Origin of the sequence: Agromyces sp. CCNWLW213, assembly GCF_037199545.1 — a bacterium.
GTDB lineage: Bacteria > Actinomycetota > Actinomycetes > Actinomycetales > Microbacteriaceae > Agromyces.
Genome location: NZ_JBBBDX010000002.1, coordinates 60065 through 86283 on the forward strand (window position 1 = coordinate 60065; position 26219 = coordinate 86283).

The window sequence follows — 26219 nt, forward strand, 5'->3', positions numbered from 1 at the left end:
GTGGCGCGGTGGGTCAGGACGGGTCCGGCTCGCCCCGCGCGGGCCGCTCCACCCGCAGCACGTCGACCACGACGACCGTGATGTTGTCGCGTCCGCCGTTGCCGACGGCCGCTTCGACGAGCTGGCGGACGGCCTGCTCGGGCCGCCGCCCGGAGATCAGGAAGTGCCGGATCCCGTAGGAGGTGAGCTCCTTGGTCAGGCCGTCGGAGCAGACGAGCAGTCGCATCCCCTCCTCGAGCGCGATGGCGCGGTAGTCGGGGATGGGGGCCTCGTGGAAGCCGACGGCCCGCGTGATCACGTTCGAGTGCGGATGGGTGTCGGCCTCCTCGCGCGAGATCTGGCCGGCGTCGACGAGCTCCTGCACGATCGAGTGGTCGACGGTCAGCTGCTCGAGGACCCCTCCGACGAGCCGGTAGACGCGGGAGTCGCCGATGTTGAACACGATCCAGGCCGGCTGGTCGCCGATGACGCCGAGCGCGATGCCCGTGACCGTCGTGCCGCTGCCCTCGTCGGTGACGCCCGCGCCGCGGCCCATGTCCTGGACGGCGAGCTGCAGCGCGGCGTCGATGTCGGACGTGCCGATGGCGGCCTTGCCGCCGTGCTCGGCGAGCCGGGTGACGACCGCGGCGCTCGCGAAGTCGCCCGCGGCGTGACCGCCCATCCCGTCGGCCACGGCGAAGAGCGGCGCCTGTGCGACGAAGCTGTCCTCGTTGACCGCGCGGCGCAGGCCCGTGTCGGTGGCCGCGGCCCACGAGAGCGTGACCTCGGTGCCGTCCGGCAGCGCGACCCGGTGGCGGCTGTTGCCGTTGCCGATCTGCGTCACCTGGTCCGCCCCTGTCCGGTGGAGGTCATGCGTCGATGCCTCCGAGGTCGGGGAGGATCTCGACGATCGTATCCCCTCCGAGCTGGAGCGTCGTGCCCGCCGTGACCACGACCGACTCCCCCGGTCGCAGCCGCCGGACGCCCGCGGCCGAGGTGACGATGGTCCCGTTGGTGGAACGGAGGTCGGTGGCGACGACCCGGCCGCCCTCGCGCCGGAGCTCGAGGTGGGTCGCCGAGACGACCTCCGCCGGCGAGTCGACGCGCACGAGCTCGACCGCTCCGTCCGGCATCCGCGGCGCACTGGGGCTGCGGCCGAACACGACGGGGCGGTCGATGACGCCCGCCGGGCCGCCGACGACGCGGAAGGCGCTGGCGGGGATCGGCAGCTCGAGGGTGTCGCCCGGGTCGTCGGCGTCGCGCGCGGCGATGGTGTCGTCCTCGATGACGAGCTCGGGCCGCGGGACGCGCACCGTGCTCGTCGACCCGGACCGGGGGGCGGAGCGCACGGTGTCGGCGTCGTCGAGGATCGGCATGGGCGCGGTCGGCGGCGCGTGCCGCATCGATCGCACGGTGTCGGGTTCGGCCGCCCCGTCGAGCGGCGGTCGGCGCGCGAGCACGGTGTCGGCGTCGAGCGCGTACGGGTCCGCGCGGTCGGGCAGCTCGCGCCAGGCCCATTCGACGGCGGCGGCTCGGAACGACGCGCGTCGCGACGGCACCGCCTCGCCGGCAACGGCGGCGTGCCGCACGGCCTCGAGCGGCGAGCCCGCGGCGGCGATCCGCAGGCGCGTGACGGCCGAGAACTCCGCGAGGTGCCAGGGCGTGATCCCCCGCGCGTCGAGGCGACGCGATCCGCCGGGCGACGCGAGGTCGACGACCGCCCGGCCGCGGACCAGTGCCGTGATCGGGTCGCCTCCGCGCGCCCACCAGACGAGCGCGAGGTCCTCGATGCCCGCGTCCCCCATGGGGATGCGGGCGACGAGGTCCTCGACCTCGACGTCGTCGTCCCCGGCGAGGTCGGCGACCGCGCTCGTCACGCGGTCGGGCGCCGGCGCCGCCAGGGCGGCGATGAAGCGCGCGCCGACCACGACGTCCCATTGGGGCGCCTCGGGGTCGAGCCTGCTGCGCACTGCCCCGTCGACCATGCCGACCAGTCTCCCACCCCGCGGCGCCGTCGGTCAGCCGAGGAAGCTCATCACGTGCTTGACGCGCGTGTAGTCCTCGAACCCGTACTGCGAGAGGTCCTTGCCGTATCCGGAGTGCTTGAACCCGCCGTGCGGCATGTCGGAGACGAACGGGATGTGGGTGTTGATCCAGACGCACCCGAAGTCGAGGTCCCTGGCGAATCGCATCGCGCGGCCGTGGTCGCGGGTCCACACCGATGCGGCGAGCGCGTAGTCGACGCCGTTGGCCATCGCGATCGCCTCGCGCTCCTCGCGGAACGACTGCACGGTGAGGACCGGTCCGAAGATCTCGCGCTGGACGGCCTCGTCCTCCTGGCGGAGGCCCGTGACGACGGTCGCCTCCCAGAAGTAGCCGCGTTCGCCCTGCCGGCGTCCGCCGGTCGCGATGTCGGCGTGGTCCGGGAGTCGCTCGATGACGCCCGAGACGTTGGCGAGCTGGGTCGGGTTGTTGAGCGGGCCGTAGAACACGCCGTCCTCTCGGGGTCCGCCGGTCCGCGCGTTCGTCCGGGCCCGCTCGGCGAGGACGGTGACCAGCTCGTCGTGCACCGACTCGTGCACGAGCACCCGGGTCGCGGCCGTGCAGTCCTGGCCGGCGTTGAAGTAGGCGGCGGCGACGATGCCGTCGGCCGCATGCTCGAGGTCGACGTCGTCGAACACGATCGCGGGCGCCTTGCCGCCCAGCTCGAGGTGCACGCGCTTCAGGTCGGATGCCGCGGCGCGGGCGACCTCCATGCCCGCGCGCACCGAGCCGGTGATGGCCACCATCTCGGGCGTCGGGTGCTGCAGCAGGGCGGCGCCGGTGCCCCGGTCTCCGGTGACGACGTTGAGCACGCCCGCGGGCAGGAACTCGGCCGCGACCTCGGCGAGCTTCAGCGTGGCGAGCGGAGTCGTGTCCGACGGCTTCAGCACGACGGTGTTGCCCGCCGCGATCGCGGGGGCCACCTTCCAGACGGCCATGTTGAGGGGGTAGTTCCACGGCGCGACCTGACCGATGACGCCGATCGGCTCGCGGCGCACGAACGAGGTGTGGCCGGCGAGGTACTCCCCGGCGGACCGGCCCTCGAGGTTCCGAGCGGCGCCGGCGAAGAAGCGGAGCTGGTCGACGGACTGCATGATCTCGTCGGCGACCAGCGTGGCCCTGGGCTTGCCGGTGTCCTGCGATTCGAGGTCGGCGAACTCGTCGGCGCGAGTCTCCATGGCCTCGGCGAGCCGGAACAGCGCGAGCTGGCGCTCGGCCGGGGTCGTCCGCCCCCAGGTGTCGAACGCGCCCGCGGCGGCGGCGTAGGCCGCGTCGATGTCGGCCGCGTTCGAGATCGGCGCGCGTCCGTACACCTCCTCGGTCGCGGGGTCGACGAGGTCGAGCGCGTCGTCGCCTCGGGCATCGACGTACTCGTTGCCGATGAAGTTGCGCAGGGTCTCGGGCACGGGGTCCTCCGGTGGGCTGGGGCGGATGGCGCGCTCGGGCCCCGGCGGGCGCGTGCGCGGTCGCTCGCGATGCCGACCATGGTGCCATGCGGGCGCCGCGAGCGGAAGGGCGTTCACGATGGAATCCGTTGCGATTCGGGCACTGATCGACGGAATCGCTTGTGATCGGTGCGCCCGACTGTCATGATCGGACGCATGTCGAACGGCAATCGCGCGCTCAACCCTCGCCCGGTGCAACTCGACGACGTCTCCAAGGCGATCATCGAGCAGCTCCAGGCCGACGGCCGCCGCTCCTACGCCGACATCGGCAAGGCGGTCGGCCTGTCGGAGGCCGCCGTGCGCCAGCGCGTGCAGCGCCTCACCGAGGCGGGCGTCATGCAGATCGTCGCGGTGACCGACCCGATGCAGCTCGGCTTCACGCGGCAGGCGATGATCGGCATCCGCGCCACCGGCGACACGCGGGCGCTCGCGGAGGCGCTCGCGGACATCCCCGAGATCGACTACGTGGTGCTCACGGCGGGCAGCTTCGACCTCATGGCCGAGGTCGTGTGCGAGAACGACGACCAGTTGATCACGCTGCTGAACTCGCGCATCCGCAACCTCGACGGCGTCCAGACCACCGAGACGTTCGTCTACCTCAAGCTGCAGAAGCAGTTCTACAACTGGGGCACCCGCTGATCGCGGGCCGCCCGGAAGGAGATCCCGATGACCACCCTCGATGCAGTACCGGGCCTCGGCACGGCCGGCTTCGACGACGCCGCGCTGCAGCAGAAGGCGAAGGACCACCTCTGGATGCACTTCGCGCGCCAGTCCACGATGGAGGAGCACGGCGTGCCCATCATCACGCGCGGTGAGGGGCACCACATCTACGACATCCACGGGCGGAAGTACTTCGACGGCCTCTCCGGGCTGTTCGTCGTGAACGCGGGGCACGGGCGACGCCGCCTGGCCGAGGTGGCGGCGAAGCAGGCCGAGGAGCTCGCCTTCTTCCCGATCTGGTCGTACGCGCACCCCGCCGCGATCGAGCTCGCCGACCGGCTCGCCGAGTACGCCCCGGGCGACCTGAACCGGGTGTTCTTCTCCACCGGCGGAGGCGAGGCGGTCGAGACGGCGTTCAAGCTCGCGAAGTACTACTGGAAGCTCAAGGGCCAGCCGACCAAGCACAAGGTGATCTCGCGGGCCGTGGCCTACCACGGCACGCCGCAGGGCGCCCTCGCGATCACCGGCATCCCGGCGATGAAGGCCATGTTCGAGCCGCTCACCCCGGGCGGGTTCCGCGTGCCGAACACGAACTTCTACCGCGCCGCGGACGTCGGGGCTCCCGCCGACGACCCCGAGGCCTTCGGCATCTGGGCCGCGAACCGGATCGAGGAGATGATCCTGTTCGAGGGGCCCGAGACCGTGGCCGCCGTCTTCCTGGAGCCGGTCCAGAACTCGGGCGGCTGCTTCCCGCCGCCTCCCGGCTACTTCCAGCGCGTGCGCGAGATCTGCGACCAGTACGACGTGCTGCTCGTCTCCGACGAGGTCATCTGCGCGTTCGGCCGCATCGGCCACATGTTCGCGTGCGACGCCTACGGCTACGTGCCCGACATGATCACGTGCGCCAAGGGCATGACCTCCGGCTACTCGCCCATCGGCGCGACGATCGTCTCGGAGCGGATCTACGAGCCGTTCAAGACCGGGACCACGTCGTTCTACCACGGCTACACCTTCGGCGGTCACCCGGTCTCGGCCGCCGTGGCGCTCGCCAACCTCGACATCTTCGAGGAGGAGCGGCTCAACGAGCGCGTCCGCGAGAACTCGCCGCTGTTCCGAGCCGAGCTGGAGAAGCTCCTCGACCTGCCGATCGTCGGCGACGTGCGCGGCGACGGGTACTTCTTCGGCATCGAGCTCGTGAAGGACAAGGCGACTCGCGAGACCTTCAACGACGAGGAGTCGGAGCAGCTCCTGCGCGGCTTCCTCTCGAAGGCGCTGTTCGACGCGGGCCTGTACTGCCGCGCCGACGACCGCGGCGACCCCGTCATCCAGCTCGCGCCGCCGCTCACCATCGGCGTCCCCGAGTTCCGCGAGATCGAGCAGATCCTGCGGGGCGTGCTCACCGAGGCGTCGAGCCGTGCGGCCGAGTTCAAGGATCACCGTCACGGCGGGGAGCACCTGCTGGTGCCCGCGCGCGTCTGATGCCGGCGCGGCGTTCCGAGCCCACGGGTGCCACGCAGGCGACGTACCGGGAAGCGAGCTTCTGGCTCGACGACCTGGCCGTGCGCGGACTGGACGACCTCCGTCCGCGCACGGCCCTCCGGGCGGACGCGCGCTTCGACGTCTGCCTGATCGGCGGCGGCCTCACCGCGCTGTGGACGGCGTACGCGCTCGTCGCGGCCGACCCCGGACTCAGGATCGCCGTGCTCGAGCGCGAGATCGCGGGGTTCGGCGCGTCGGGTCGGAACGGCGGCTGGTGTTCTGCGCTGTTCCCGCGTTCGGCGGCCTCGCTCGAACGCCTGCACGGCCGCGAGGCGGCCGTCGCCATGCGCCGAGCCATGATCGACACCGTCGACGAGGTCGGGCGCGTGGTCGGGGCCGAGGGCATCGACTGCGACTTCGACCAGGGCGGCACCGTGCTGTTCGCCCGCGACGACGTGCAGCGCGCGGCCGCCCGGGCGGACGTCGCGGAGGCCGGGGCGTTCGGCGTCGACGCCTTCGAGTACTGGGGTGCGGACGACGTCTCGCGTCGCTTCGGCGCGGTCGGGCTGGACGGCGCCGCGCCCGCGGCGGTGTTCGATCCGGCCACCGCGCGCGTCCACCCGGCGAAGCTGGTCCGGGGCCTCGCCCGGGTCGTGGAGGCTCGGGGCGTGGCGCTGTTCGAGCGCACCGAGGTGGTCGACTTCGCGGCCGGTCGCGTCCGGTTCCGCGCACTCGACGGCAGCGGCGCCGAGGGGACGGTCACGGCGCGGCACGTCATCGTCGCCACGGAGGGGTACGGTCCCGGACTCCCCCGCGTTCGTCGGCGCATCCTGCCGATCTACTCGCTGATGATCGCGACCGAGCCCCTGTCGGACGCGGTGTGGGACGAGATCGGGATCGCACACGGCCAGACCTTCAGCGACTACCGTCACCTCCTCGTCTACGGGCAGCGTACGGCCGACAACCGATTCGCGTTCGGCGGCCGGGGGGCGCACTACCACTTCGGGAGCCGCCTCGACCCCGGCTTCGAGCGGTCGGACGCTGTCTTCGCCCACTTGCGGCGTGCGCTCGGCGAGCTCTTCCCGGCGGTCGGGGACGCCGCGGTCACCCACCGCTGGGGCGGCCCGCTCGGGATCGCGCGCGATTGGCACGCGACCGTGAGCTACAACCCGCGCACCGGCGTCGGATTCGCCGGCGGGTACGTCGGCGACGGCCTGTCGACCACGAACCTCGCCGGACGCACACTGGCCGACCTGGTGCTCGGCCGGACGACGGAATCGACCGAGCTCCCGTGGGCGAACCATCGTTCGCCCCTGTGGGAACCCGAGCCGATCCGCTGGGTGCTCGCCAACCTCGGGATCACGGGGATGTCGATCGCCGACGCGGAGGAGCGCCTGACGCGCCGCCCCTCGCTCGTGGCGCGGATGATCGGGCCGTTCACGGGGCACTGATCCCTCCCTCCAGCGGGGATCCCGCCGTCGGCGGCTGGAAGGCCCACTCGGGGAGCGTGCCCGCGCTGTAGAAGCGAGCCAGGATCTGCGACATCCCGTGCTCGGGGTCGCCGTCGAGCGCCAGGTCGACGAGGGCGCCCGCCGCCGAGCCCCGCCCGAGGGCCCACGAGAGCCACGACGCGACGCACAGCGCGCCGGCCCGATGACGGCGCGGCGAATTGGCGATCGCGATGACGAGCGTGTCCAGTGCGCGGCAGATCCGCTCGTGGTCGGGTCGCGCGGTCGCCTGGCCGAGCAGCAGCCGGGTGAGGAAGCCGTCGACCGACTCCGCCTCGGATGCGCTGAGCTCGTGGCGCATCGACTCATCGAGGGTCAGTCCGCAGTCGCGCGCCCGCTCCGCGGCCTCCTCCGCCGAGTCCAGCGCCAGTTCGCCGACCACCGCGCCGAAGGCGACCTGCAGCAGCATGGCGTCGCGGAAGAGGGGGCGACCGAGCAGGTGCACCAGCCAGGCGAGCCGCTCGGGCGACCGGTCGACGCTCCGGGCCAGGTGCTCGGCGGCGACGACGGGGTCGAGCCCGTCGCCCAGTTCCCGCTCCAGCTCGTCGAGGACGTCCGGCCGTGGCTCGTGACCGTGAGACCGATCGACCGCGTCCGCGTCCCGGTCGCCCAGCGCCCCGAGGAGGCGCTCGATCTCGCGCGCGAGGACGGGGTCGGGGTCGGGCAGTCGCACGAGGTCCGTCGGGGACGCGACCGGCCGCCCGAGCGCCTCCGCGCCGGACGCGACCTCGCTCCGCTCGACCAGCTCCAGCGACCGGCCGCCCGGGGGCAGCTCGTCGTCGAGGAGCGACCCCCACGCGTCGGCGGCGACGCAGAGCGCGTCGCGGACGAGGAAGCCCGCGTCCTCGGCCCGCCTCACGAGCGCCTCGAGCAGCGCCCGGTGCGGCATGGCTCCGCCGTCGAACCGCCCGTCGGTGTAGACGATCGGAACGACCGCGTCGACCGCGGCCAGCCGGCACATGGTGCCGACGACGGCCGAGACGATCGCCTCACTCCCCTCGGGGTCGACCGGCAGGTCGTGCCTGAGGACGCCGCCGGTGCGATTGCCCGTGAACGCCACGCACAGGACCGAACTCGACGGGCGGTACCCGACGAGCGCGGGGACGAGGGCGAGGAAGTCGTGCGCCGCTTCGGCGCGGATGATCGTCGTCATGCGTCCAGCGTCCACCCACGGACCGCGGTCCCGCGGCCCGCCCGCGCCGAAGCGGGCAGCCGCCGTGGGACGTCGCCTGGGGAGGAGGAGTGCTCGCCCGCACCCGACCGCTCCTCCCCGGCCGCGCGCGGCGTGCTCCCTTCGCGCAGTGTCCGATTCCCGCCAGTCGATGACGGATGCCGCGGCTAGCCTCGACTCATGGACACCCCGTACCTCCTCCGCTTCGACAGCCCCGTCGGGCGCATCGAACTGCAGGCCGACGACACCCACGTCACCTCGCTCACCATGGAACGAGACGGCGCGCTGCCCCACGACGACGAGCCCGAGCGCCCGAGCGCCCTGCTCGAGACCGCTCGCGAGCAGCTCGTCGAGTACTTCGCCGGCGCCCGCACCGACTTCGAGATCCCCGTGCGCCTCGTCGGCACGCCGTTCCAGCAGGCCGTCTGGGCCGAGCTCGGCCGCCTCGGATGGGGCGAGGCGACCTCGTACGGCGCCCTCGCCGTCGCGGTCGGGCGGCCGGGCTCCGCACGCGCCATCGGCGGCGCCGTCGGCGCGAACCCCGTGCCGATCATCGTGGGATGCCACCGCGTGCTCGCCTCCGACGGCCGCATCACCGGCTACTCGGGCGGCGAGGGCGTGCCGACCAAGGTCTGGCTGCTGGCACACGAGCGCATCGGGTTCGCCGCGTGACGGCTGCGCCCGACGCGGTGCTGGGCGACGACGGCCTCCGGCGATGCTCCTGGGGCGCCGCCGACGCCGAGTACCGGCGCTACCACGACGAGGAATGGGGCGTGCCCCAGGACGACCCGGACCGGCTCTACGAGAAGCTGTGCCTCGAGGGGTTCCAGGCGGGACTGTCGTGGATCACCATCCTGCGCCGGCGCCCCGCATTCCGCGAGGTGTTCCACGGCTTCGATCCGGCTCGCGTCGCCGAGATGGGCGAGGCCGACGTCGAACGTCTCCTGCAGGACCCGCGGATCATCCGCCATCGGGGCAAGATCGAGGCGACCATCTCGAACGCCCGGGCCACCCTCGCGCTCCACGAGCCACTCGACCGCTTCCTCTGGTCGTTCGCCCCGCCTCGTCGGGACCTCCCACCGAGGTCGTTCGCCGAGGTGCCGGCCGTGACCGCCGAGTCGACGGCGATGAGCCGCGCGCTCCGCTCCGAGGGGTTCCGATTCGTGGGGCCGACGACCATGTACGCGCTCATGCAGGCGACGGGCATGGTCGACGATCACGTGGTCGGCTGCTTCCGCTCCCCGACGGCGAGTGCGGTCGCGGAGTGACCGCACCGGGCCGCCCATCGCCCGTCAGGCGGTCAGGCCACGAGTTCCAGCTCGCCCGGCCGTGCGGGGTCGGCGGGCCGCGGGACGAGCGCGAAGCCCGCGCCTCGGGCCCAATCCGTCAGGTCGTCGCGGTCCCCGAGGTCCGGCCGATCCTCGAGGAGCGCGCGAGCGAACAGGCCCTTCGCCCGCTTGTTGAAGTGGTTCAGCGCGCGCCGGCGACCCTGCCCATCGGCCGAGACGACGCGCACGTAGACCGAGTCCTCGCGTGACGGGGCCGGACCGAGGTCGGCGTACCCCTCTGAACGGAGGTCGATGATCAGGCCCTCCTGGTCGTCCAGCCGCTGCGAGACCGCACCACGCCAGACCGTCTTCAGGCGGAGACCAGGCAGACGCGAGTCGTGCGAGAGCCGGTAGGCCGGAATCGCGTCGAGCGCCCCCACGAGCCCGAACAGGGCCGAGTGCACCGAGAGGTGGGCGGCGGCCCAACCGCGCGCCGCCGCGTCGAGGCTCGGTGCATCGAGCGCGTCGAAGAGGACGCCCGTGTATCGGTCGACCGCAGCCATGGTCGGCGATGCGAGCAGCGACCGGTTGCGCTGCACCTCGCCGGCCTGGCGTGGCCCGAGCTTGAGTGCCCGCATCATGGCATCCGGGTCGTCCGCGAGCGACCGCACGGCCGCGACGACGGTCGCACGCGGCTCGGCGAGTTCCGGGAACGAGAGTTCGCCGAGCTCGAGCGGCGCGGAGGTGCCTCCGTCGCGCTTGGTCTCGGAGGGCGGAAGCAGGACGAGCACTACGCCGCGATGAAGGCGAGGGCCGCGTCGACGTTCACGCCCAGCGGCTGCGCGCTGTCGATGGTGACCCGCGGGAGCGCCGAGGAGGGTCCCGTCCAGGGCGCGTACCCCTCGAGGCTCTGCTCGACCGCCCGCCACGTGGTCTCGTCGAGATGCGGGAGGTTGCGTTCGCGCTTCTCGAGCCGAGCACGGTGCAACGCCTCGTCGGAGCAGACGACCTCGATCACCCGGAGTCGGACGTCGCTGCGCTCGGCGAGGTCGCGCCACTGCAGGCGAGCGGACTCCGCAGCGTTCACGGCGTCGACGATCACCGTGCGGCCCGACTCGAGCTCCTTCTCGGCGATCTGCTCGGCGACGAGGTAGGCCGCCAGTCCGGTCGGCTGGTCGGCGTCGATGCCCGCCTTCAGGATCGCGGACTCGATCGGGTCGACGGAGACGACCGTGGCGCCGAGGCGGGCGCCGACGATCTCGCCGATCGTCGACTTGCCCGCACCCGGCAGCCCGGCCATCACGATGAGCTGGGTGACGCTGAGGTCACCGAACTGGCGGTCGAACGGCTGCTCCCCCGGCATCCGTCGCCTCTCAGGCGAGCGCGGCGTGCGAGGCCACGACCTGCACGGCGTCGGACTGCACGGAGAGGAACCCGTCCTCCGCGTTGGCGGTGATCTTCTCACCGCCGGGCAGGGTGACGCGCACCTCGCCGCCGGCGAGGATCGCGAGCATCGGCTCGTGACCCGGCAGGATGCCGATCTCGCCTTCGACGGTGCGCGCCACCACCATGGCCGCCTCGCCCGACCAGACTTCCTGGTCGGCCGAGACGACGCTCACGTTGAGGGCGGCCATGATCAGCCGTTCTCCTTCTGGATCTTCGCCCACTTCTCCTCGACGTCGGTGATCGGACCGACGTTGAAGAAGGCCTGCTCGGCGACGTGGTCGAAGTCGCCGCGCGCGATCGCGTCGAACGACTCGATCGTGTCCTTCAGCGGAACGGTCGATCCCTCGACGCCCGTGAACTTCTTGGCCATGTAGGTGTTCTGCGAGAGGAACTGCTGGATCCGGCGCGCACGCGACACCGTGATCTTGTCCTCCTCGGAGAGCTCGTCGACACCGAGGATCGCGATGATCTCCTGCAGCTCCTTGTTCTTCTGGAGGATCTGCTTGACCGTCGTCGCCACCCGGTAGTGGTCCTCGCCCAGGTAACGCGGGTCGAGGATGCGCGAGGTCGACGTCAGCGGGTCGACCGCGGGGTAGAGGCCCTTCGACGCGATCTCGCGGGAGAGCTCGGTGGTCGCGTCGAGGTGCGCGAACGTCGTCGCGGGCGCCGGGTCGGTGTAGTCGTCGGCCGGCACGTAGATCGCCTGCAGCGAGGTGATCGAGTGGCCGCGGGTCGACGTGATGCGCTCCTGCAGGATGCCCATCTCGTCGGCCAGGTTCGGCTGGTAACCCACCGCGGAGGGCATGCGGCCGAGCAGCGTCGACACCTCGGAGCCCGCCTGCGTGAAGCGGAAGATGTTGTCGATGAACAGCAGCACGTCCTGCTTCTGAACGTCGCGGAAGTACTCCGCCATGGTCAGCGCCGAGAGTGCGACGCGCAGGCGCGTCCCGGGCGGCTCGTCCATCTGACCGAAGACGAGGGCCGTCTTGTCGAAGACGCCCGCCTCCTCCATCTCGTGGATGAGGTCGTTGCCCTCTCGCGTGCGCTCGCCGACTCCGGCGAACACCGAGACGCCGCCGTGGTCCTGTGCGACGCGCTGGATCATCTCCTGGATGAGGACCGTCTTGCCGACGCCCGCACCGCCGAAGAGGCCGATCTTGCCACCCAGCACGTACGGGGTGAGCAGGTCGATGACCTTGATGCCGGTCTCGAACAGCTGCGTCTTGGACTCGAGCTGGTCGAAGCTCGGCGGCTTGCGGTGGATGGGCCACCGCTCGGTGACCTCGATCTGCTCGCCGGGCTCGCCGTTCAGCACTTCGCCGATGACGTTGAAGACCTTGCCCTTGGTGACGTCGCCGACGGGCACCGAGATCGCCTCGCCGGTGTCGTGGACCTCCTGGCCGCGGACGAGACCGTCGGTGGGCTTCAGCGCGATGGCGCGCACCAGGTCGTCACCGAGGTGCTGAGCGACCTCGAGCGTGATGTCGGTGGAGTCCTCGCCGATCGTGATCGTCGTGGTGAGGGCGTTGTAGATCTCGGGGATCGAGTCGTGCGGGAACTCGATGTCGACGACCGGGCCGGTGACGCGGGCGATGCGGCCGACGGCGCCGGTCCGGTCCTGGACCGGCGCGGTTGCGGTGTCAGTCATGTTCTCTTCCTTCTGGATGAATCTCGGCTACTTGGAGGAGGAGAGCGCGTCGGCTCCACCCACGATTTCTGCGATCTGCTGCGTGATCTCGGACTGCCGCGCCTCGTTCGCGAGCCGGGTGTAGTCCGTGATGAGCTTGTCGGCGTTGTCGGTGGCCGACTTCATCGCCTTCTGCGTCGCCGCGTGCTTGGCCGCAGCGGACTGGAGCATCGCGTTGAAGATGCGGCTCTCGATGTAGACCGGGAGCAGCCCGTCGAGCACCGTCGCGGCGTCCGGCTCGAACTCGTAGAGCGGGAAGACCTCGGCCTTGCCGCTCGGCGCCGCCTCTTCCTCGGCCTCGACGACCTCGAGCGGAAGCAGGCGCGTCACGACGGGCACCTGCGTGATGCGGCTGACGAACCGGTTGTAGACGATGTGGATCTCGTCCACGCCGCCGTCGGCCGAGTCGCGGAGGAACGCCTCGAGCACGGCCTCGGCGATCTCCTGCGCCGTCGCGAACTCGGGGTTGTCGGTTCCGCCGATCCAGCTGCGCTCGAAGTCGCGGCGACGGAAGCTGAAGTACCCGACGGACTTGCGGCCGATGAGGAAGTACACGACCTCCTTGCCCTGGCTGCGGAGCAGCTCGGCGAGCTCCTCCGCCTCGCGCAGCACCTGCGAGTTGAAGGCGCCGGCGAGGCCGCGATCCGAGCTGAAGATGACGATCGCGGCACGGTCGATCCGCTCCGGCTCGGTGGTGAGCACGTGCGAGACGTTCGAGTAGCTCGCCACTGCCGAGACCGCGCGGGTAATCGCGTCGGAGTACGGCGTCGACGCGGCGACGCGCGCCTGCGCCTTCTGGATCCGCGAGGCGGAGATGAGCTCCATCGCTCGCGTGATCTTCTTGGTCGTCTGCGCCGACTTGATCTTCTGGCGGTAGACCCGAAGCTGCGCTCCCATGTTTCTCCTGTGTCCTGACTTCCTGTTCCCGGTCCCTCGGCGGCGCCGCCGTCGAGGGACCGGCGAACGAAGGAATCGACTAGCGACGACCCTTGACGATCTTCTCCTGGACGACCTCGTCCTCGGCGATCGCCTCGAACTGCTCGCTGCCCACCGAGGCGAGCGGCTTGCCCTCCCCCGTCTGGAACTCGAGCTTGAACTTGTCGACCTCGGATTCGAGGGCGGCGACGGTCTCGTCGGAGAGCACGTTGGTCTCCCGGAGGTCCGAGAGCACCGACGTGTTGCGGCCCAGGTAGTCGAGGAACTCGCGCTCGAAGCGCAGGATGTCCTCGACCGGGACCTCGTCGAGCTTGCCGTTGGTGCCGGCCCAGATCGAGACGACCTGCTCCTCGACGGGGTACGGCGAGTACTGCGGCTGCTTCAGCAGCTCGGTCAGGCGCGCGCCGCGCTCGAGCTGACGACGGCTCGCCGCGTCGAGATCGGACGCGAACATCGCGAACGCCTCGAGCGCGCGGTACTGGGCGAGCTCGAGCTTGAGCGTGCCGGAGACCTTCTTGATCGACTTGACCTGGGCGTCGCCGCCGACTCGGGAGACCGAGATGCCGACGTCGACCGCCGGGCGCTGGTTCGAGTTGAACAGGTCGGACTGCAGGAAGATCTGGCCGTCGGTGATCGAGATCACGTTGGTCGGGATGTACGCCGAGACGTCGTTCGCCTTGGTCTCGATGATGGGCAGGCCCGTCATCGATCCTGCGCCGAGCTCGTCGGAGAGCTTCGCGCAGCGCTCGAGGAGCCGCGAGTGCAGGTAGAAGACGTCGCCGGGGTACGCCTCACGGCCCGGCGGACGGCGCAGCAGCAGCGACACGGCGCGGTAGGCCTCGGCCTGCTTCGACAGGTCGTCGAAGATGATCAGGACGTGCTTGCCCGCGTACATCCAGTGCTGGCCGATGGCCGAGCCGGTGTAGGGCGCGAGGTACTTGAAGCCCGCAGGGTCGGAGGCCGGGGCCGCGACGATGGTCGTGTACTCCATCGCGCCGGCGTCCTCGAGGGCGCCCTTCACCGAGGCGATCGTCGAGCCCTTCTGGCCGATCGCGACGTAGATGCAGCGGACCTGCTTGGTCGGGTCGCCCGACTCCCAGTTGGCCTTCTGGTTGATGATCGTGTCGATCGCGATCGCCGTCTTGCCGGTCTGGCGGTCGCCGATGATGAGCTGGCGCTGGCCACGGCCGACGGGGATCATCGCGTCGATCGCCTTGATTCCGGTCTGCAGCGGCTCGTGCACCGACTTGCGCTGCATGACGCCGGGCGCCTGGAGCTCGAGCGCGCGACGACCCTCCGAGGCGATCTCGCCGAGGCCGTCGATGGGGTTGCCGAGCGGGTCGACGACACGGCCGAGGTAGTCCTCGCCCACGGGCACCGAGAGCACCTCGCCCGTGCGGGTCACCTCCATGCCCTCCTCGATGCCGGTGAACTCACCGAGCACGACGACGCCGATCTCGTCCTCTTCGAGGTTCAGCGCGAGGCCGAGCGTGCCGTCGGCGAAGCGGATGAGCTCGTTCGCCATGACCGAGGGCAGGCCCTCGACGTGGGCGATGCCGTCGGCCGCGTCGGTCACGTAGCCGACCTCGGTCTTCTGCGCCGCGCCCGGCTCGTACTCACGGGCGAACTCCGAGAGAGCCGAACGGATCTCGTCGGGGCTGATGGAGAGTTCTGCCATTGCCATTTCCTTTTCTGAAGGGCCAGGCCCTGTTCTGTACCAGCGGTACAGCTACTGGTGTGTCGCGGCGCGGGACGCCGGTCGGTGTTCTCCGGCGTCAGCCGGCAAGCTTCTGCCTCAGGTCGTTGAGGCGGCTGGCGACGCTGCCGTCGATGACGTCGTCGCCGACCTGCACCCGAACGCCGCCGACGACCGTGGGGTCGACGACCGAGTCGAAGCGGATGCGGCGGCCCGCCTGGGCCCCGAGCGTGCGCTCGAGGCGGGCGAGCTGGTCGTCGGTGAGCGGCACGGCGGACGTCACGGTCGCGACGTCGAAGCCGCGCTGGTCCGCGACGACGCCGGCGACGTTCCGCAGCATCTCGCCGATGCGCCGCCCGCGGGGCGACTGCACCAGGTGACGCACGATCAGCGTGGTCGCGGGCGACGCGGCCGGCCCGAGCAGCCGGTCGACGAGCGCGACCTTCGCGTCGGTCGAGCCCAGCTTCGAGCCGAGCGCGAGCTCGAGCTGCGCGTCCCGTGCGACGAGACGCTGGAACGAGTACAGCTCGGCGTCGACGTCGGTGTCGCCGGCGGCGTCCGCGGCGACCCGCAGGCCGAGCTCCTCGAGGCCGGACAGGAAGTCGGCCCCCGACGACCAACGCTGCGAGGACGCGTTCACGAGCAGGGTGACGGCGGTCGGGGAGACCTTGCCGCCGAAGACCCGCTCGATCAGCGCGCGCTTCTCGGCGACGCCGGCCTCGTTGTCGGTGAGGGCGGTCCGCAGGTGCGGCGTCGCGCCGATCACCCGGCTCGCGGCGAGGAGATCGCTCGCGACCGGGAGCTCGGCCCGGCCGACGTCGGCGAGCTGGGCTCGCGTGCCGGCCAGGGCACCTCTCGTGGCGCTGCCCATGGACTACTTCTTCCCCGCCGCGGCGGCCTGCTCCGACGCCTCGAGCTCGGCGAGGAAGCGGTCGACCACGGCCTTGGCCTTCTGGTCGTCGCTCAGGGACTCGCCGACGACGCCCGAGGCGAGGTCGATCGCGATGGTGCCGACCTCGGAACGCAGCGACACGAGGGCCGACTGGCGCTCGGCCTCGATCTGCGCCTGAGCGCTCGAGGTGATTCGAGCGGCCTCGGTCGACGCCTGCTGCCGGGCCTCGGCGACGATCTTCTTGCCGTCCTCGCGAGCGGTCTCGCGGATCCGGCCCGCCTCGGCGCGCGCGTCGGCGAGCTGGGCGGTGTACTCCTCGAGCGCCGCCTCGGCCTTGCGCTGCGCCTCGTCGGCCTTCGCGATGTTGCCCTCGATCGCCTCGGCACGCTCATCGAGCAGCTTCTGGAGTCGGGGCAGCACGTAGCGCCAGAAGAAGAGCAGCAGCACTGCGAAGACGACCGCCGACCAGACGATGTCGTATTCGGCCGGAAGGAGCGGGTTGGGCGACTCCCCCTCGGTAGCAGCACTCACGACTGCATGAAGCACGATTGCCTCCTCGGTGTGCGCGGCCCGATCAGAAGCCGAAGATGAAGCCGGTGGCGATACCGACGAACGCGAGCGCCTCGGTGAAGGCGATGCCGATCCACATCAGGACCTGCAGGCGGCCGGCCAGCTCGGGCTGGCGGGCGACGCCCTCGATGGTCTTGCCGACGACGATGCCCACGCCGATGGCCGGGCCGATCGCCGCGAGGCCGTAGCCGACCGTCGCGATGCTGCCGGTGATCTCCGCGAGAACGGTGGTTGCGTCCACGTTGTGTTTCCTTTCTTGGGGATGTTCTGGGCGTATGCCCGGCTCAGTGCTCCTCGGCCACCGCGAGCTGGATGTACACGGCGGTGAGGAGCGTGAAGACGTAGGCCTGGAGGACTGCGACGAGGAGCTCGAACAGCGTGAAGGCGAGGCCGAAGGCCAGGCTGCCCGCCGCGAGCACCGTCCACGCGCCGCCCAGCGTGAAGAGGAAGAACTGCGTCGCCGAGAAGAACAGGACGAGCAGGAGGTGGCCGACGATCATGTTCATCAGGAGTCGGAGCGTCAGCGTGACGGGCCGGAGGATGAACGTCGAGATCAACTCGATGAGCGCGACGATCGGCAGGACGAAGATGGGCACGCCCGAGGGGAAGAGGGAGTTCTTGAAGAAGTTCTTGGGGCTCTTCTTGATGCCGGCGTAGATGAACGTGACGTACGACACGATCGCGAGCACGAGGGGCACGCCGATGACCGACGTTCCGGCGATGTTGAGCCCGGGGATGATGCCCGTCAGGTTCATGAACAGGATCATGAAGAACATCGTGGTGAGGATCGGCAGGAACCGCTTGCCGTCCTTCTTGCCGAGGAGGTCCTCGGCGATGTTCACGCGGACGAAGTCGAGACCCATCTCGACGAGGCTCTGGAACCGCCCGGGGACGAGTCGCATGCGCCGGGTCCCGAGCCAGAAGACCAGGAGCAGTGCGACGACGGCGACGAATCGGACCAGCATGATCCGGTTGATCGCGAACCAGGTGCCTTCGAAGAGCACCACATCGGGGAAGAATTCCGTGATCGACGGCGCGTGGAACTCGCCTTCTTCGGCTTCGAGTTGAACCAGCAGGTTCACAGCGTTAGCTAGCAGCGCTATCTCCTGTTTCGGGGCGTGGAGCAGGGCTCTCGCGACGACGAACATCGGACACGGACGGATACCCGTGCCTGAGCAGGGCGGGACCGTGGGGGATCGCCCCCACTCTAGCAAGACTTCTCGCCGCTGCCGAATCGCTACACCGCGTAGAAGTGCGCGGCGACCGGCCCGGACGCCGGAAGCATGCGCGATACGGCATCCGACGCGCCGAACCGCCTACTCGTCGGTCGGCGCGGGCGGGAGCCGCGTGTCGCTCGCGTAGGGCAGGCGCGACTTCGCGACGACGAGGACGTCGACCACGAGCGACCCGATCACGCCCGCGACGATCGCGAGGAAGAGCACCACCGGGTCGAGCCATTCGGCGCCGCGCAGCAGCACGACCAGCACGATGAAGACGATGAACTTCAGCAGCCAGCCGCCGAGCACGATGCCGAAGAAGGCACCCACGAACACGTCCGAGCCGGCGAACCGGTTCGCGAGCAGGATGCTCGCCGCGGTGATGCCCATGAAGACGACGGCGATGAGCGTGCCGAGCAGGGCGCTGACGAGGCCCTCGGTGCCCGCGAGCACGTACCCGAGCGCACCGCCCACCACGGCGATCACGGCCGCGAGCACGCCGCTCCAGAGCAGCGCCCGGCGCAGCACCGGGTTGGAGGTCGGGGTGCGGTCGGCGGGATCTCGGGGTGCGGCGCTCATCGGGCTCCTGTGCGGTTCTCGCCCGACGGCTCGGGCGTGGCGGGGACGGGGGGCGTGGCCGGGGTGCCCACGGTCTCGGGGGGCCCGGGGATCGGGTGGTCGCCCGCGCCGAGCTCGTCGAGCCCGGGCGCGTAGGGCGCGTTCGCGACATCCGCCTCGGCCGCCACGGTCTGCCGCTTGCGGCGGCCCAGCGGCGCGAGTGTCACGGCGGCGAGGATCACGAAGCCCACGCCGATGAACGCGAACGCCCAGATCGGGTCGATGCGGAAGTACACGGGCAGCACGAACGCCAGAAGGCAGCCGAGCGAGGCGACCGCAGTCCAGCCGTAGAAGATCAGGACGGCGTGGAGGTGGGAGTGCCCCATGTCGAGCAGACGGTGGTGCAGGTGCTTGCGGTCGGCCGCGAACGGCGACTTGCCCGCCCGGAGGCGACGGATGACGGCGAGCCCGAAGTCGAGCAGCGGGATGATCAGCACCGCGAACGGGATGATGATCGGGATGAACGCCGGGAAGAGCAGCTGGCCCTGCGTGCTGATCGTGCCCGGGTCGATCTGCCCGGTCACCGCGATCGCCGACGTCGCCATGAGCAGCCCGATGAGCAGCGCGCCGGCGTCGCCCATGAAGAGCTTCGCCGGGTGCCAGTTCAGCGGCAGGAAGCCGAGGCACGCCCCGACGACCACCACGGCGAGCAGCGACGCGAGGTTGAAGTAGTTGGTCGGGGAGGTCTGCTGCACCAGCAGGTACGAGTAGAGGTAGAAGACCCCGCTGGAGATCAGGGCGACGCCCGCGACGAGCCCGTCGAGGCCGTCGATGAAGTTGATGGCGTTCATCACGAGCACGATGGTGAACACCGTGATGACCGCGCTCATCCACGACGAGCCCACGATCAGCCCGCCGTCCGGCCCGAGGCCGATCGGCAGCGAGACGATCGAGACGCCCTGCCAGGCGATGAGGCCCGCGGCGAGGAACTGCCCGGCGAGCTTGGTCATCCAGTCGAGGTCCCAGATGTCGTCCGCCACGCCCATGCCCACGATGAGGGCCGCCGCGACGAGGACCGCGAGGACCTGCCAGCGGTCCTGGAAGATGATCGACACGTTCGCGAACCGGTCGATGCCGAGCGTCGACACCCACGCCGCGGCGCCGATGGCCGCGAGGATGCCGACGAACATCGCGATGCCGCCCAGGCGCGGCGTCGGTCGGGTGTGCACGTCGCGCTCGCGGATCTTCGGGTAGAGCCGGTACTTCAGGCTCAGCTTCCAGACCACGATCGAGCCGGCGAACGTCACGATCGCCGCGACGAGCGCGAGGGCGACGAACAGGGTCATGAGGCGGCGGCGTCCGTTCGGTCGGCGGCGGCCGACGGGGGTGCGACGGGCGCGTCGACGGATGCCGCGGGCGCGCCGCCGTCGGCCGGCTCGGCGGCGACCGCGTCGGCCGCCTCGGACGGCTCGTCGGCTGCGGACGGCGCTGCCGCATCGGGCGCGTCGGCATCGCGCTCCGGCGCGAGGAGGTCCTCCCCCACGACCTCGATGATTCGCTCGCGCGAGATCACGCCCGCGCGGACGATGCGCAGCTCGCCCGAGCCGTCGGCTGCGAGGCCGGTCGCGTCGACGATGGTGGAGGAGGTGTCGCCGGGGCGCTCGCCGATCGCCTCGTACCCGGTGCCGGCCTCGCCGCCGTCGAGGTAGACGGCCACGCGATCGCCGAGCATCTCGTGGGCGGCCTGCGCGGTGCTCGCGGAGGGCATGCCGGACAGGTTCGCGGACGAGACCGCGAGCGGGCCCGTCTCGGACAGCAGCTCCAGCGCGATGCGGTTCGCGGGCATGCGCAGCGCCACGGTGCCGCGGGTCTCGCCCAGGTCCCACTGCAGCGACGGCTGCGCGTGCAGGATCACCGTCAGCCCGCCGGGCCAGAACTCGGCGACCAGCGTGCGGACGGCGTCGGGGATCTCGACGGCGAGCGCGTCGAGCGTCGGGATGCCCGGGATGAGCACGGGCGGCGGCGACGTGCGCTCCCGCCCCTTCGCGTCGAGGAGTCGCTGCACGGCGGCAGCGCTGAACGCGTCGGCCGCGAGGCCGTAGACGGTGTCGGTGGGGATGACGACGAGCTCGCCGCTGCCGATGGCTCGGCGGGCGAGGCGCATGCCGGCGAGAAGCTCGGACTCGACCGAGCAGTCGTGGATGGAAGTCATGGCCCGACGATTCTAGAGGTCGCGCCCGCCCGGCCGCTGGGCATGACGGATGCCGCGGGGCGCCGCGCCCCGCGGCATCCGCCGTCCGGCGTCGTCGCGGTCAGCGGCGGCTTGCCCGACGACGGAACAGCCACGTTCCCCAGACGGCCGCGACGGCGACCACGACGACGCACCATCCGACCGCCCACCATGCCGCGTCGCCCATCGGGGTGCCCATGAGCAGGCTGCGGATGGCCTCGATGACCGGCGTGATGGGCTGGTGCTCGGCGAACCACGCCAGCCACGCCGGCAGCGTCTCGAGCGGCACGAACGCACTCGAGAGGTACGGCAGGAACAGCAGGATGAACCCGTACGCGTTCGCCGCGTCCGGGCTCGAGGCCGCGAGCCCGATCGCCGCGAACAGCGTCGTGATCGCGAGGATGTACAGGGCGATGAGCGCGACCGCGGCGAGCCAGTCCCACGCGGACGCGGTCGGCCGGAAGCCGACGAGGAGCGCGACGCCGATCACGACCCCCGTGGCCACGAGGTTGCGGAGCACGCTGGCCACCACGTGCCCGGTGAGCACGGCGCTCGCGCGGAGCGGCATGGTGCGGAAGCGGTCGATGATGCCCGTCGTCATGTCACGGGAGACGTAGAGCGCGGTCGAGCTCGACCCGAAGCCGGCGCAGAGCAGGATGATCCCGGGCACGACGTAGTCGACGTAGTCGCCCGAGGGGTCGAGGGCGCCGCCGAACACGGAGGTGAACAGGAGCATGAGCAGCGTCGGCAGCACGACCGCCATGATCAGGGCCTCGGTGTCGCGGAGCGAGTGGGTGATGCTGCGGCCGATGAAGGCCGCCTCGGCGGTCAGGCCCGCCGGGCGCGAGCGTTCGGCGCCCGGGAAGTCGACGGCGGGTCGCGGGACGATGGTCGTGATCATGGTGGTCAGCCCTTCGCTCCGATGAGTGACGCGCCGTCCGTTTCGGCCGGGTCCGCGGTGATGGCGAGGAAGACGTCGTCGAGGCTCGGCCTCCGGATGGCGACGTGGGCTCCCGGGACGGCCGACGCGGGGTGCCGGTCGAGCGCGTCGACGGCGGCACGGAGCCCGTGGACGCTGTCGTCGGTGGGCAGTTCCGCGAGGAGCGCGTCGTCCGCGCCGCGGAGCTCGACGACGGCGCCGCCCACCTGGGCCTTCAGGTCGGAGGGGGTGCCCTCCGCGGCGATGCGGCCCCCGTCGAGGACGGCGATCCGGTCGGCGAGCCGGTCGGCCTCCTCGAGGTACTGCGTCGTGAGGAACACCGTGGCTCCGGCGTCGGCCACCTCCCGGATGATGCACCACAGCTCCTGGCGGCTTCGGGCGTCGAGCCCCGTCGTCGGCTCGTCGAGGAAGACGACGGGCGTCGGCACCACGAGGCTGAGCGCGAGGTCGAGCCGTCGCCGCATGCCGCCCGAGTAGGTGCCCACGCGCCGCCCCGCGGCATCCGCGAGGTCGAAGCGCTCGAGCAGCTCGGCGCAGCGCGAGGCGGCCTCGCGACGACCGAGGCCGGACAGTCGCGCGAGCATGAGGAGGTTCTCGCGCGCCGTGAGCACCTCGTCGACGGCCGCCGACTGGCCAGTGAGGCTGATGCGCGCTCGGACGGCGTCGGGGTCGGTGCGGACGTCGGCGCCCGCCACGACGGCGGTCCCGGCATCGGGGCGGACGAGCGTGGTGAGGATGTTGATGGTGGTCGTCTTGCCGGAGCCGTTCGGTCCGAGCAGGCCGAAGACGGTGCCGGCCTCGACGGCGAGGTCGAGGTCGCGGAGGACCTCGGTGGAGCGGAACCGCTTGGCGATCCCGCGCGCGTCGATGGCGAGGGTCATGACTGCGCCTTTCCGTGTGGGAGGTAAACTGTTTATGTCGTGCACAACAGTTTAAGTAATACACAGTTCTAGACTGGCCGCAAGCCTCCGCCGACGATTGGAGCCGGATGTCCGCGCAGCCCCCCGCCGAGCCCGACCTGCCGCGCGGGATCGCCCTCGCCTGGGGCGTCGCGGCGAACCCGCAGCGCGGGCCCAAACGCGAGATGAGCATCGAGCGCATCGTGGACGCGGCCGTCGAGATCGCCGACGCCGAGGGACTCGGCGCCGTCTCGATGAGCCGCGTCGCGCAGTCGCTCGGCTACACGACCATGTCGCTCTACCGGTACGTGACCGCGAAGGACGACCTGCTGGTGCTCATGCAGGAGCAGGGCATCGGCCTGCCGCCGGAGCCCGATCCGGACGTCGACCCGTCGGACTGGCGGGGTCGGCTGCGCACCATCGGCCGCGCCCAGCTCGACATGCACCGCCGGCACCCCTGGCTCCTCGACATCCCCATCGAGGGCACGCCCGTGACGCCGAACAACCTCGCGTGGATGGACGCGATGCTCGACGCGCTCTCGCGCACGCCGCTCGACCAGGGCGAACGCGTCGCCGTGATCCTCCTCGTGACGGGGCAGCTCCGCTGGCAGAGCCTGATCGAGCGCTCGTACGAGGTCGCCGCCGACGCCGCCGGAATCGACCCGCAGGCGATCGACGACGGCCGGTCCGCCGTCCTCGACGCGTTCGTCACCGCGGAGGAGTTCCCCGCCGTGCGGCTCGCCGTCGACGCCGGGGTCTTCGCGGGCGAGGAGGACCCGTTCGCCTTCGGGCTCGAACGCGTGCTCGACGGCGTCGCCGTGCACATCGCCGAGCGCGCCGGCGGAGCGCCCCCGACCCCGCCGCCCGCGCCCGCCGAGAGCCCCGAGGTGGCCGCCGACAAGCGCGTCCGCGAGGCGCGGAAGGCGGTCCGGGAGGCCGAGAAGCGCCTCCGCGACGCGCGCCGGCTCGAGCGGCAGGCGGTCCGCGAGGCGCGCGAGCGATCCGCGAGGCACCCCGGGTGAGGGTGCGGGGGGCCGGTCCTCCGACTAGCGCCGGGCCGTCGTGACCCGGTCGCGACCGGTCAGGTCGCGGTGATGCGCGATCGCGTGCCATCCGTCGGCCGACAGGATCGCGGCGATCTCGGCCGACTGCGTCTCGCCGTGCTCGATGAGCAGCGCCCCGCCCGGATGCAGCAGCGCGAGCGCCCGGCGCGACAGGACGCGGACGACGTCGAGCCCGTCGGGGCCGCCGTAGAGCGCCCGCGCCGGATCGTGCAGCCGCACCTCCGGATCGCGCGGGATCGCGTCCTGCGGGATGTACGGCGGGTTCGAGGCGACGACCGCCGCGGTGCCGTCGAGCTCGGCCAGCGCGTCCGCGAGGTCGCCGAAGACGAGCGACAGGTTCGGCGCGCCCGCCTCGTCGACGTTGCGCTGCGTCCACGGGAACGCCTCCGGCGAGTTCTCGACCGCGAACACGCGGGCATGCGGGACCTCGGTCGCCATGGCGAGCGCGATCGCGCCGCTGCCCGCCCCCAGGTCGAGCGCGACGGGCTCGGGCTCGGCGGCGGCCCGGAGGGCGTCGATCGCGAGCTGTGCGAGCAGCTCGGTCTCGGGCCTCGGGACGAACACGCCCGGTCCGACCGCGAGCTCGAACGACCGGAACGGCGCGCGACCCGTGAGGTGCTGGAGCGGCTCGCGGCGGGCCCGGCGCTCGACGAGGGACGCGAGCGCCGCGGCATCCGTCGCCGTGATCTCGTGCCCGACCACCAGTTTCGCGTGCACCCCGCCCCGGGAGAGCCCGAGCACGTGGCCGATCAGCAGGTCGGCGTCCACCTCCGGGTCCGGCACGCCGGCCGCTGCGAGCGCGGCGATCGCCTCGGTCCGCGCCTCGCGGAGCGGATGGGGACCGGAGGACGGCGCGGAGGCATTCACGCAAAGGAATGTAACCCACTCCCCCGGCCCGGCCCGCCGCCGTAGGCTGGTTCGCGGCACGCCGCCGCCGTCACGAGAGGGAACACCATGGCTCAGGTCTACGAGAACATCACCGAGGTCTTCGGGCGCACGCCGCTCGTGAAGCTCAACCGCGTGACGGACGGGGCCGACGCCACCGTGCTCGGCAAGCTCGAGTTCTACAACCCCTCCGCGAGCGTGAAGGACCGCCTGGGCATCGGCATCGTCGACGCGGCCGAGGCGTCCGGCGAGCTGAAGCCCGGCGGCACGATCGTCGAGGGCACGAGCGGCAACACCGGCATCGCGCTCGCCATGATCGGCGCCGCACGCGGCTACCGGGTGGTGATCGCGATGCCCGAGACCATGAGCAAGGAGCGCCGCGCGCTGCTGCGCGCGTACGGCGCCGAGCTCGTCCTCACTCCGGGCTCCGAGGGCATGAAGGGCGCGGTCGCTCGCGCCGAGCAGATCGCGGCCGAGACCCCCGGCGCCGTGCTCGCCCGGCAGTTCGACAACCAGGCGAACGTCGAGATCCACCGCCGCACGACGGCCGAGGAGGTCTGGAACGACACCGACGGCGGCGTCGACATCTTCGTCTCCGGCATCGGCACGGGCGGCACCCTCTCGGGCGTCGGCCAGGTGCTGAAGGAGCGCAAGCCCGAGGTGAGGATCGTGGGCGTCGAGCCGCTCGAGTCGCCCATCCTCAACGGCGGCCAGCCCGGCCCGCACAAGATCCAGGGCATCGGCGCGAACTTCGTGCCGTCGATCCTCGACCGCGAGGTGTACGACGAGATCATCGACGTGGACATCGACCAGGCCGTCGCGACCGCCCGCCGCCTCGGCGTCGAGGAGGGCATCCTCGGCGGCATCTCGTCGGGCGCCACCGTGTACGCCGCGACCCAGCTCGCGAAGCGCCCCGAGAACGCCGGCAAGACCATCGTCGTGATCCTCGCGAGCTACGGCGAGCGGTACCTGTCGACCGTGCTGTACGAGGGCCTGCTCGACTGATCCGCCCACGGCATCTGCTTGACTGAGCCGGTGGGAATCCTCGGCACCCTCAGGGACGACATCTCGACCGCGCGTTCCCACGACCCCGCGGCACGCAGCCGGCTCGAGATCGTGCTCGCCTACTCCGGCCTGCACGCGATCTGGTCCTACCGACTCGCGCACCGGATGTGGCAGGTGCCGGTCCTCCGGCTTCCCGCGCGACTGATCTCGCAGCTCACCCGATTCCTCACGGGGGTCGAGATCCACCCGGGCGCGACGATCGGCCGTCGGTTCTTCATCGACCACGGCATGGGCGTGGTGATCGGCGAGACCGCGGTCGTCGGCGACGACGTGATGCTCTACCACGGGGTGACGCTCGGCGGGAAGGCGCCGCGCGGGGCCCCGAAGGGCAGCAAGCGGCATCCGACCCTGGGCGACGGCGTCACCGTCGGGGCGGGAGCGAAGGTGCTCGGCGACATCGACATCGGCGCGTGGAGCGCGATCGGCGCGAACGCCGTCGTCACCAAGGGTGCGCCCCCGAACTCGCTGCTCGTCGGCATCCCCGCCATCGCCAAGCCGCTGTCGCCGGCCACCGCGGATGCCGCGCGCGGCGTGCACGACTGGCACATCGACTTCCACATCTGAGCACCGCCGCGCGCGAG

The 26219-nt window shown here is 71.5% G+C and carries 28 protein-coding genes; 8 read left to right on the forward strand and 20 right to left on the reverse strand.

All coding sequences use genetic code 11. The features are described 5' to 3' along the window. Positions 1-13: 13 nt before the first annotated feature. From WBQ80_RS04575 to WBQ80_RS04585, 3 genes are read right to left on the reverse strand one after another with little or no spacing between them, the layout of a single operon-like run. Positions 14-823, reverse strand: coding sequence for a PP2C family protein-serine/threonine phosphatase (locus tag WBQ80_RS04575; RefSeq protein ID WP_336570632.1), 810 nt, complete (start codon positions 821-823; stop codon positions 14-16). A 25-nt stretch (positions 824-848) separates the two neighbouring features. After that, positions 849-1964, reverse strand: a complete 1116-nt coding sequence (locus WBQ80_RS04580; RefSeq protein ID WP_336570631.1) for an FHA domain-containing protein — start codon at positions 1962-1964, stop codon at positions 849-851. 33 nt (positions 1965-1997) lie between these two features. Continuing rightward, complete coding sequence (locus WBQ80_RS04585; RefSeq protein WP_442892663.1) at positions 1998-3428, reverse strand: gamma-aminobutyraldehyde dehydrogenase; 1431 nt, start codon at positions 3426-3428, stop codon at positions 1998-2000. Between the two features lie 195 nt (positions 3429-3623). On the opposite strand from WBQ80_RS04585, the gene WBQ80_RS04590 reads away from it, so the two are divergent. Genes WBQ80_RS04590 through WBQ80_RS04600 form a run of 3 tightly spaced genes read left to right on the forward strand, consistent with a single transcriptional unit; the run spans position 3624 to position 7057 of the window. Then, positions 3624-4106, forward strand: a complete 483-nt coding sequence (locus WBQ80_RS04590; protein ID WP_336570630.1) for an Lrp/AsnC family transcriptional regulator — start codon at positions 3624-3626, stop codon at positions 4104-4106. A gap of 27 nt (positions 4107-4133) precedes the next feature. Then, the gene (locus tag WBQ80_RS04595) at positions 4134-5606 is read left to right on the forward strand and encodes an aspartate aminotransferase family protein (RefSeq protein WP_336570629.1); all 1473 of its coding nucleotides are present in this window, start codon (positions 4134-4136) and stop codon (positions 5604-5606) included. Continuing rightward, positions 5606-7057, forward strand: a complete 1452-nt coding sequence (locus tag WBQ80_RS04600; protein WP_336570628.1) for an NAD(P)/FAD-dependent oxidoreductase — start codon at positions 5606-5608, stop codon at positions 7055-7057. Before WBQ80_RS04595 ends, WBQ80_RS04600 begins: the two co-directional genes overlap by 1 nt. On the opposite strand, the gene WBQ80_RS04605 is transcribed toward WBQ80_RS04600, so the two are convergent. Beyond that, on the reverse strand, positions 7044-8267 hold the full coding sequence (locus tag WBQ80_RS04605) for a DUF4192 family protein (RefSeq protein WP_336570627.1): 1224 nt from the start codon (positions 8265-8267) through the stop codon (positions 7044-7046). The two genes, WBQ80_RS04600 and WBQ80_RS04605, sit on opposite strands and share 14 nt — an antisense overlap. A 198-nt stretch (positions 8268-8465) precedes the next feature. On the opposite strand from WBQ80_RS04605, the gene WBQ80_RS04610 reads away from it, so the two are divergent. Together WBQ80_RS04610 and WBQ80_RS04615 are read left to right on the forward strand one after the other, a co-directional pair. Beyond that, positions 8466-8957, forward strand: coding sequence for a methylated-DNA--[protein]-cysteine S-methyltransferase (locus WBQ80_RS04610; RefSeq protein ID WP_336570626.1), 492 nt, complete (start codon positions 8466-8468; stop codon positions 8955-8957). Then, on the forward strand, positions 8954-9553 hold the full coding sequence (locus WBQ80_RS04615; RefSeq protein ID WP_336570625.1) for a DNA-3-methyladenine glycosylase I: 600 nt from the start codon (positions 8954-8956) through the stop codon (positions 9551-9553). Before WBQ80_RS04610 ends, WBQ80_RS04615 begins: the two co-directional genes overlap by 4 nt. A 32-nt stretch (positions 9554-9585) precedes the next feature. Here the strand turns inward: WBQ80_RS04615 and WBQ80_RS04620 are convergent, their stop codons facing one another. From WBQ80_RS04620 to WBQ80_RS04690, 15 genes are all read right to left on the reverse strand, one after another. After that, positions 9586-10344, reverse strand: coding sequence for a YaaA family protein (locus WBQ80_RS04620; protein WP_336570624.1), 759 nt, complete (start codon positions 10342-10344; stop codon positions 9586-9588). Beyond that, positions 10344-10916: an AAA family ATPase gene (locus tag WBQ80_RS04625; protein ID WP_336570623.1), complete on the reverse strand. Its 573-nt coding sequence runs from the start codon at positions 10914-10916 to the stop codon at positions 10344-10346. Before WBQ80_RS04625 ends, WBQ80_RS04620 begins: the two co-directional genes overlap by 1 nt. Before the next feature lie 10 nt (positions 10917-10926). After that, a complete protein-coding gene (locus WBQ80_RS04630) occupies positions 10927-11187 on the reverse strand; it encodes a F0F1 ATP synthase subunit epsilon (protein ID WP_336570622.1) in 261 nt (86 codons plus the stop codon). A 2-nt stretch (positions 11188-11189) separates the two neighbouring features. Beyond that, positions 11190-12647, reverse strand: coding sequence for a F0F1 ATP synthase subunit beta (gene atpD / locus WBQ80_RS04635; RefSeq protein ID WP_336570621.1), 1458 nt, complete (start codon positions 12645-12647; stop codon positions 11190-11192). Between the two features lie 27 nt (positions 12648-12674). Then, complete coding sequence (locus WBQ80_RS04640) at positions 12675-13583, reverse strand: F0F1 ATP synthase subunit gamma (RefSeq protein ID WP_337282473.1); 909 nt, start codon at positions 13581-13583, stop codon at positions 12675-12677. Positions 13584-13662: 79 nt separating this feature from the next. Then, positions 13663-15300, reverse strand: a complete 1638-nt coding sequence (atpA, locus tag WBQ80_RS04645; protein ID WP_336570619.1) for a F0F1 ATP synthase subunit alpha — start codon at positions 15298-15300, stop codon at positions 13663-13665. 97 nt (positions 15301-15397) lie between these two features. Further along, positions 15398-16189 (reverse strand): F0F1 ATP synthase subunit delta, encoded by a 792-nt coding sequence (locus WBQ80_RS04650; RefSeq protein WP_336570618.1) that lies wholly within the window; start codon positions 16187-16189, stop codon positions 15398-15400. A gap of 3 nt (positions 16190-16192) precedes the next feature. After that, positions 16193-16756 (reverse strand): F0F1 ATP synthase subunit B, encoded by a 564-nt coding sequence (locus WBQ80_RS04655; RefSeq protein WP_336570617.1) that lies wholly within the window; start codon positions 16754-16756, stop codon positions 16193-16195. A gap of 28 nt (positions 16757-16784) precedes the next feature. After that, a complete protein-coding gene (gene atpE, locus WBQ80_RS04660) occupies positions 16785-17021 on the reverse strand; it encodes an ATP synthase F0 subunit C (protein ID WP_336570616.1) in 237 nt (78 codons plus the stop codon). A 43-nt stretch (positions 17022-17064) separates the two neighbouring features. Beyond that, the gene (gene atpB / locus WBQ80_RS04665; protein WP_336570615.1) at positions 17065-17862 is read right to left on the reverse strand and encodes a F0F1 ATP synthase subunit A; all 798 of its coding nucleotides are present in this window, start codon (positions 17860-17862) and stop codon (positions 17065-17067) included. A 234-nt stretch (positions 17863-18096) separates the two neighbouring features. Next, the gene (locus WBQ80_RS04670; protein ID WP_336570614.1) at positions 18097-18576 is read right to left on the reverse strand and encodes a hypothetical protein; all 480 of its coding nucleotides are present in this window, start codon (positions 18574-18576) and stop codon (positions 18097-18099) included. Further along, positions 18573-19901: an MraY family glycosyltransferase gene (locus tag WBQ80_RS04675; protein ID WP_336570613.1), complete on the reverse strand. Its 1329-nt coding sequence runs from the start codon at positions 19899-19901 to the stop codon at positions 18573-18575. Before WBQ80_RS04675 ends, WBQ80_RS04670 begins: the two co-directional genes overlap by 4 nt. Beyond that, entirely contained in the window at positions 19898-20767 is an 870-nt protein-coding gene (locus WBQ80_RS04680; RefSeq protein WP_442892660.1) for an L-threonylcarbamoyladenylate synthase, read from the reverse strand. The genes WBQ80_RS04675 and WBQ80_RS04680 overlap by 4 nt, the downstream gene beginning before the upstream one ends. A gap of 100 nt (positions 20768-20867) precedes the next feature. After that, positions 20868-21686, reverse strand: coding sequence for an ABC transporter permease (locus tag WBQ80_RS04685; RefSeq protein WP_336570611.1), 819 nt, complete (start codon positions 21684-21686; stop codon positions 20868-20870). Positions 21687-21691: 5 nt separating this feature from the next. Next, positions 21692-22606 (reverse strand): ATP-binding cassette domain-containing protein, encoded by a 915-nt coding sequence (locus WBQ80_RS04690; RefSeq protein WP_336570610.1) that lies wholly within the window; start codon positions 22604-22606, stop codon positions 21692-21694. A gap of 107 nt (positions 22607-22713) precedes the next feature. Here WBQ80_RS04690 and WBQ80_RS04695 point away from each other — a divergent pair, with 107 nt between their 5' ends. Beyond that, on the forward strand, positions 22714-23646 hold the full coding sequence (locus WBQ80_RS04695; protein ID WP_336570609.1) for a TetR/AcrR family transcriptional regulator: 933 nt from the start codon (positions 22714-22716) through the stop codon (positions 23644-23646). A 24-nt stretch (positions 23647-23670) separates the two neighbouring features. On the opposite strand, the gene prmC is transcribed toward WBQ80_RS04695, so the two are convergent. After that, the gene (gene prmC / locus WBQ80_RS04700) at positions 23671-24555 is read right to left on the reverse strand and encodes a peptide chain release factor N(5)-glutamine methyltransferase (RefSeq protein WP_336570608.1); all 885 of its coding nucleotides are present in this window, start codon (positions 24553-24555) and stop codon (positions 23671-23673) included. A gap of 87 nt (positions 24556-24642) precedes the next feature. Here prmC and cysK point away from each other — a divergent pair, with 87 nt between their 5' ends. Both cysK and epsC read left to right on the forward strand, forming a co-directional pair. Beyond that, positions 24643-25578 carry a cysteine synthase A gene (gene cysK, locus WBQ80_RS04705; protein WP_336570607.1) on the forward strand — a complete coding sequence of 312 codons (936 nt, stop codon included), beginning with the start codon at positions 24643-24645 and terminating at the stop codon, positions 25576-25578. A 30-nt stretch (positions 25579-25608) separates the two neighbouring features. Continuing rightward, positions 25609-26202, forward strand: a complete 594-nt coding sequence (gene epsC / locus WBQ80_RS04710) for a serine O-acetyltransferase EpsC (protein ID WP_336570606.1) — start codon at positions 25609-25611, stop codon at positions 26200-26202. Positions 26203-26219 lie beyond the last annotated feature (17 nt).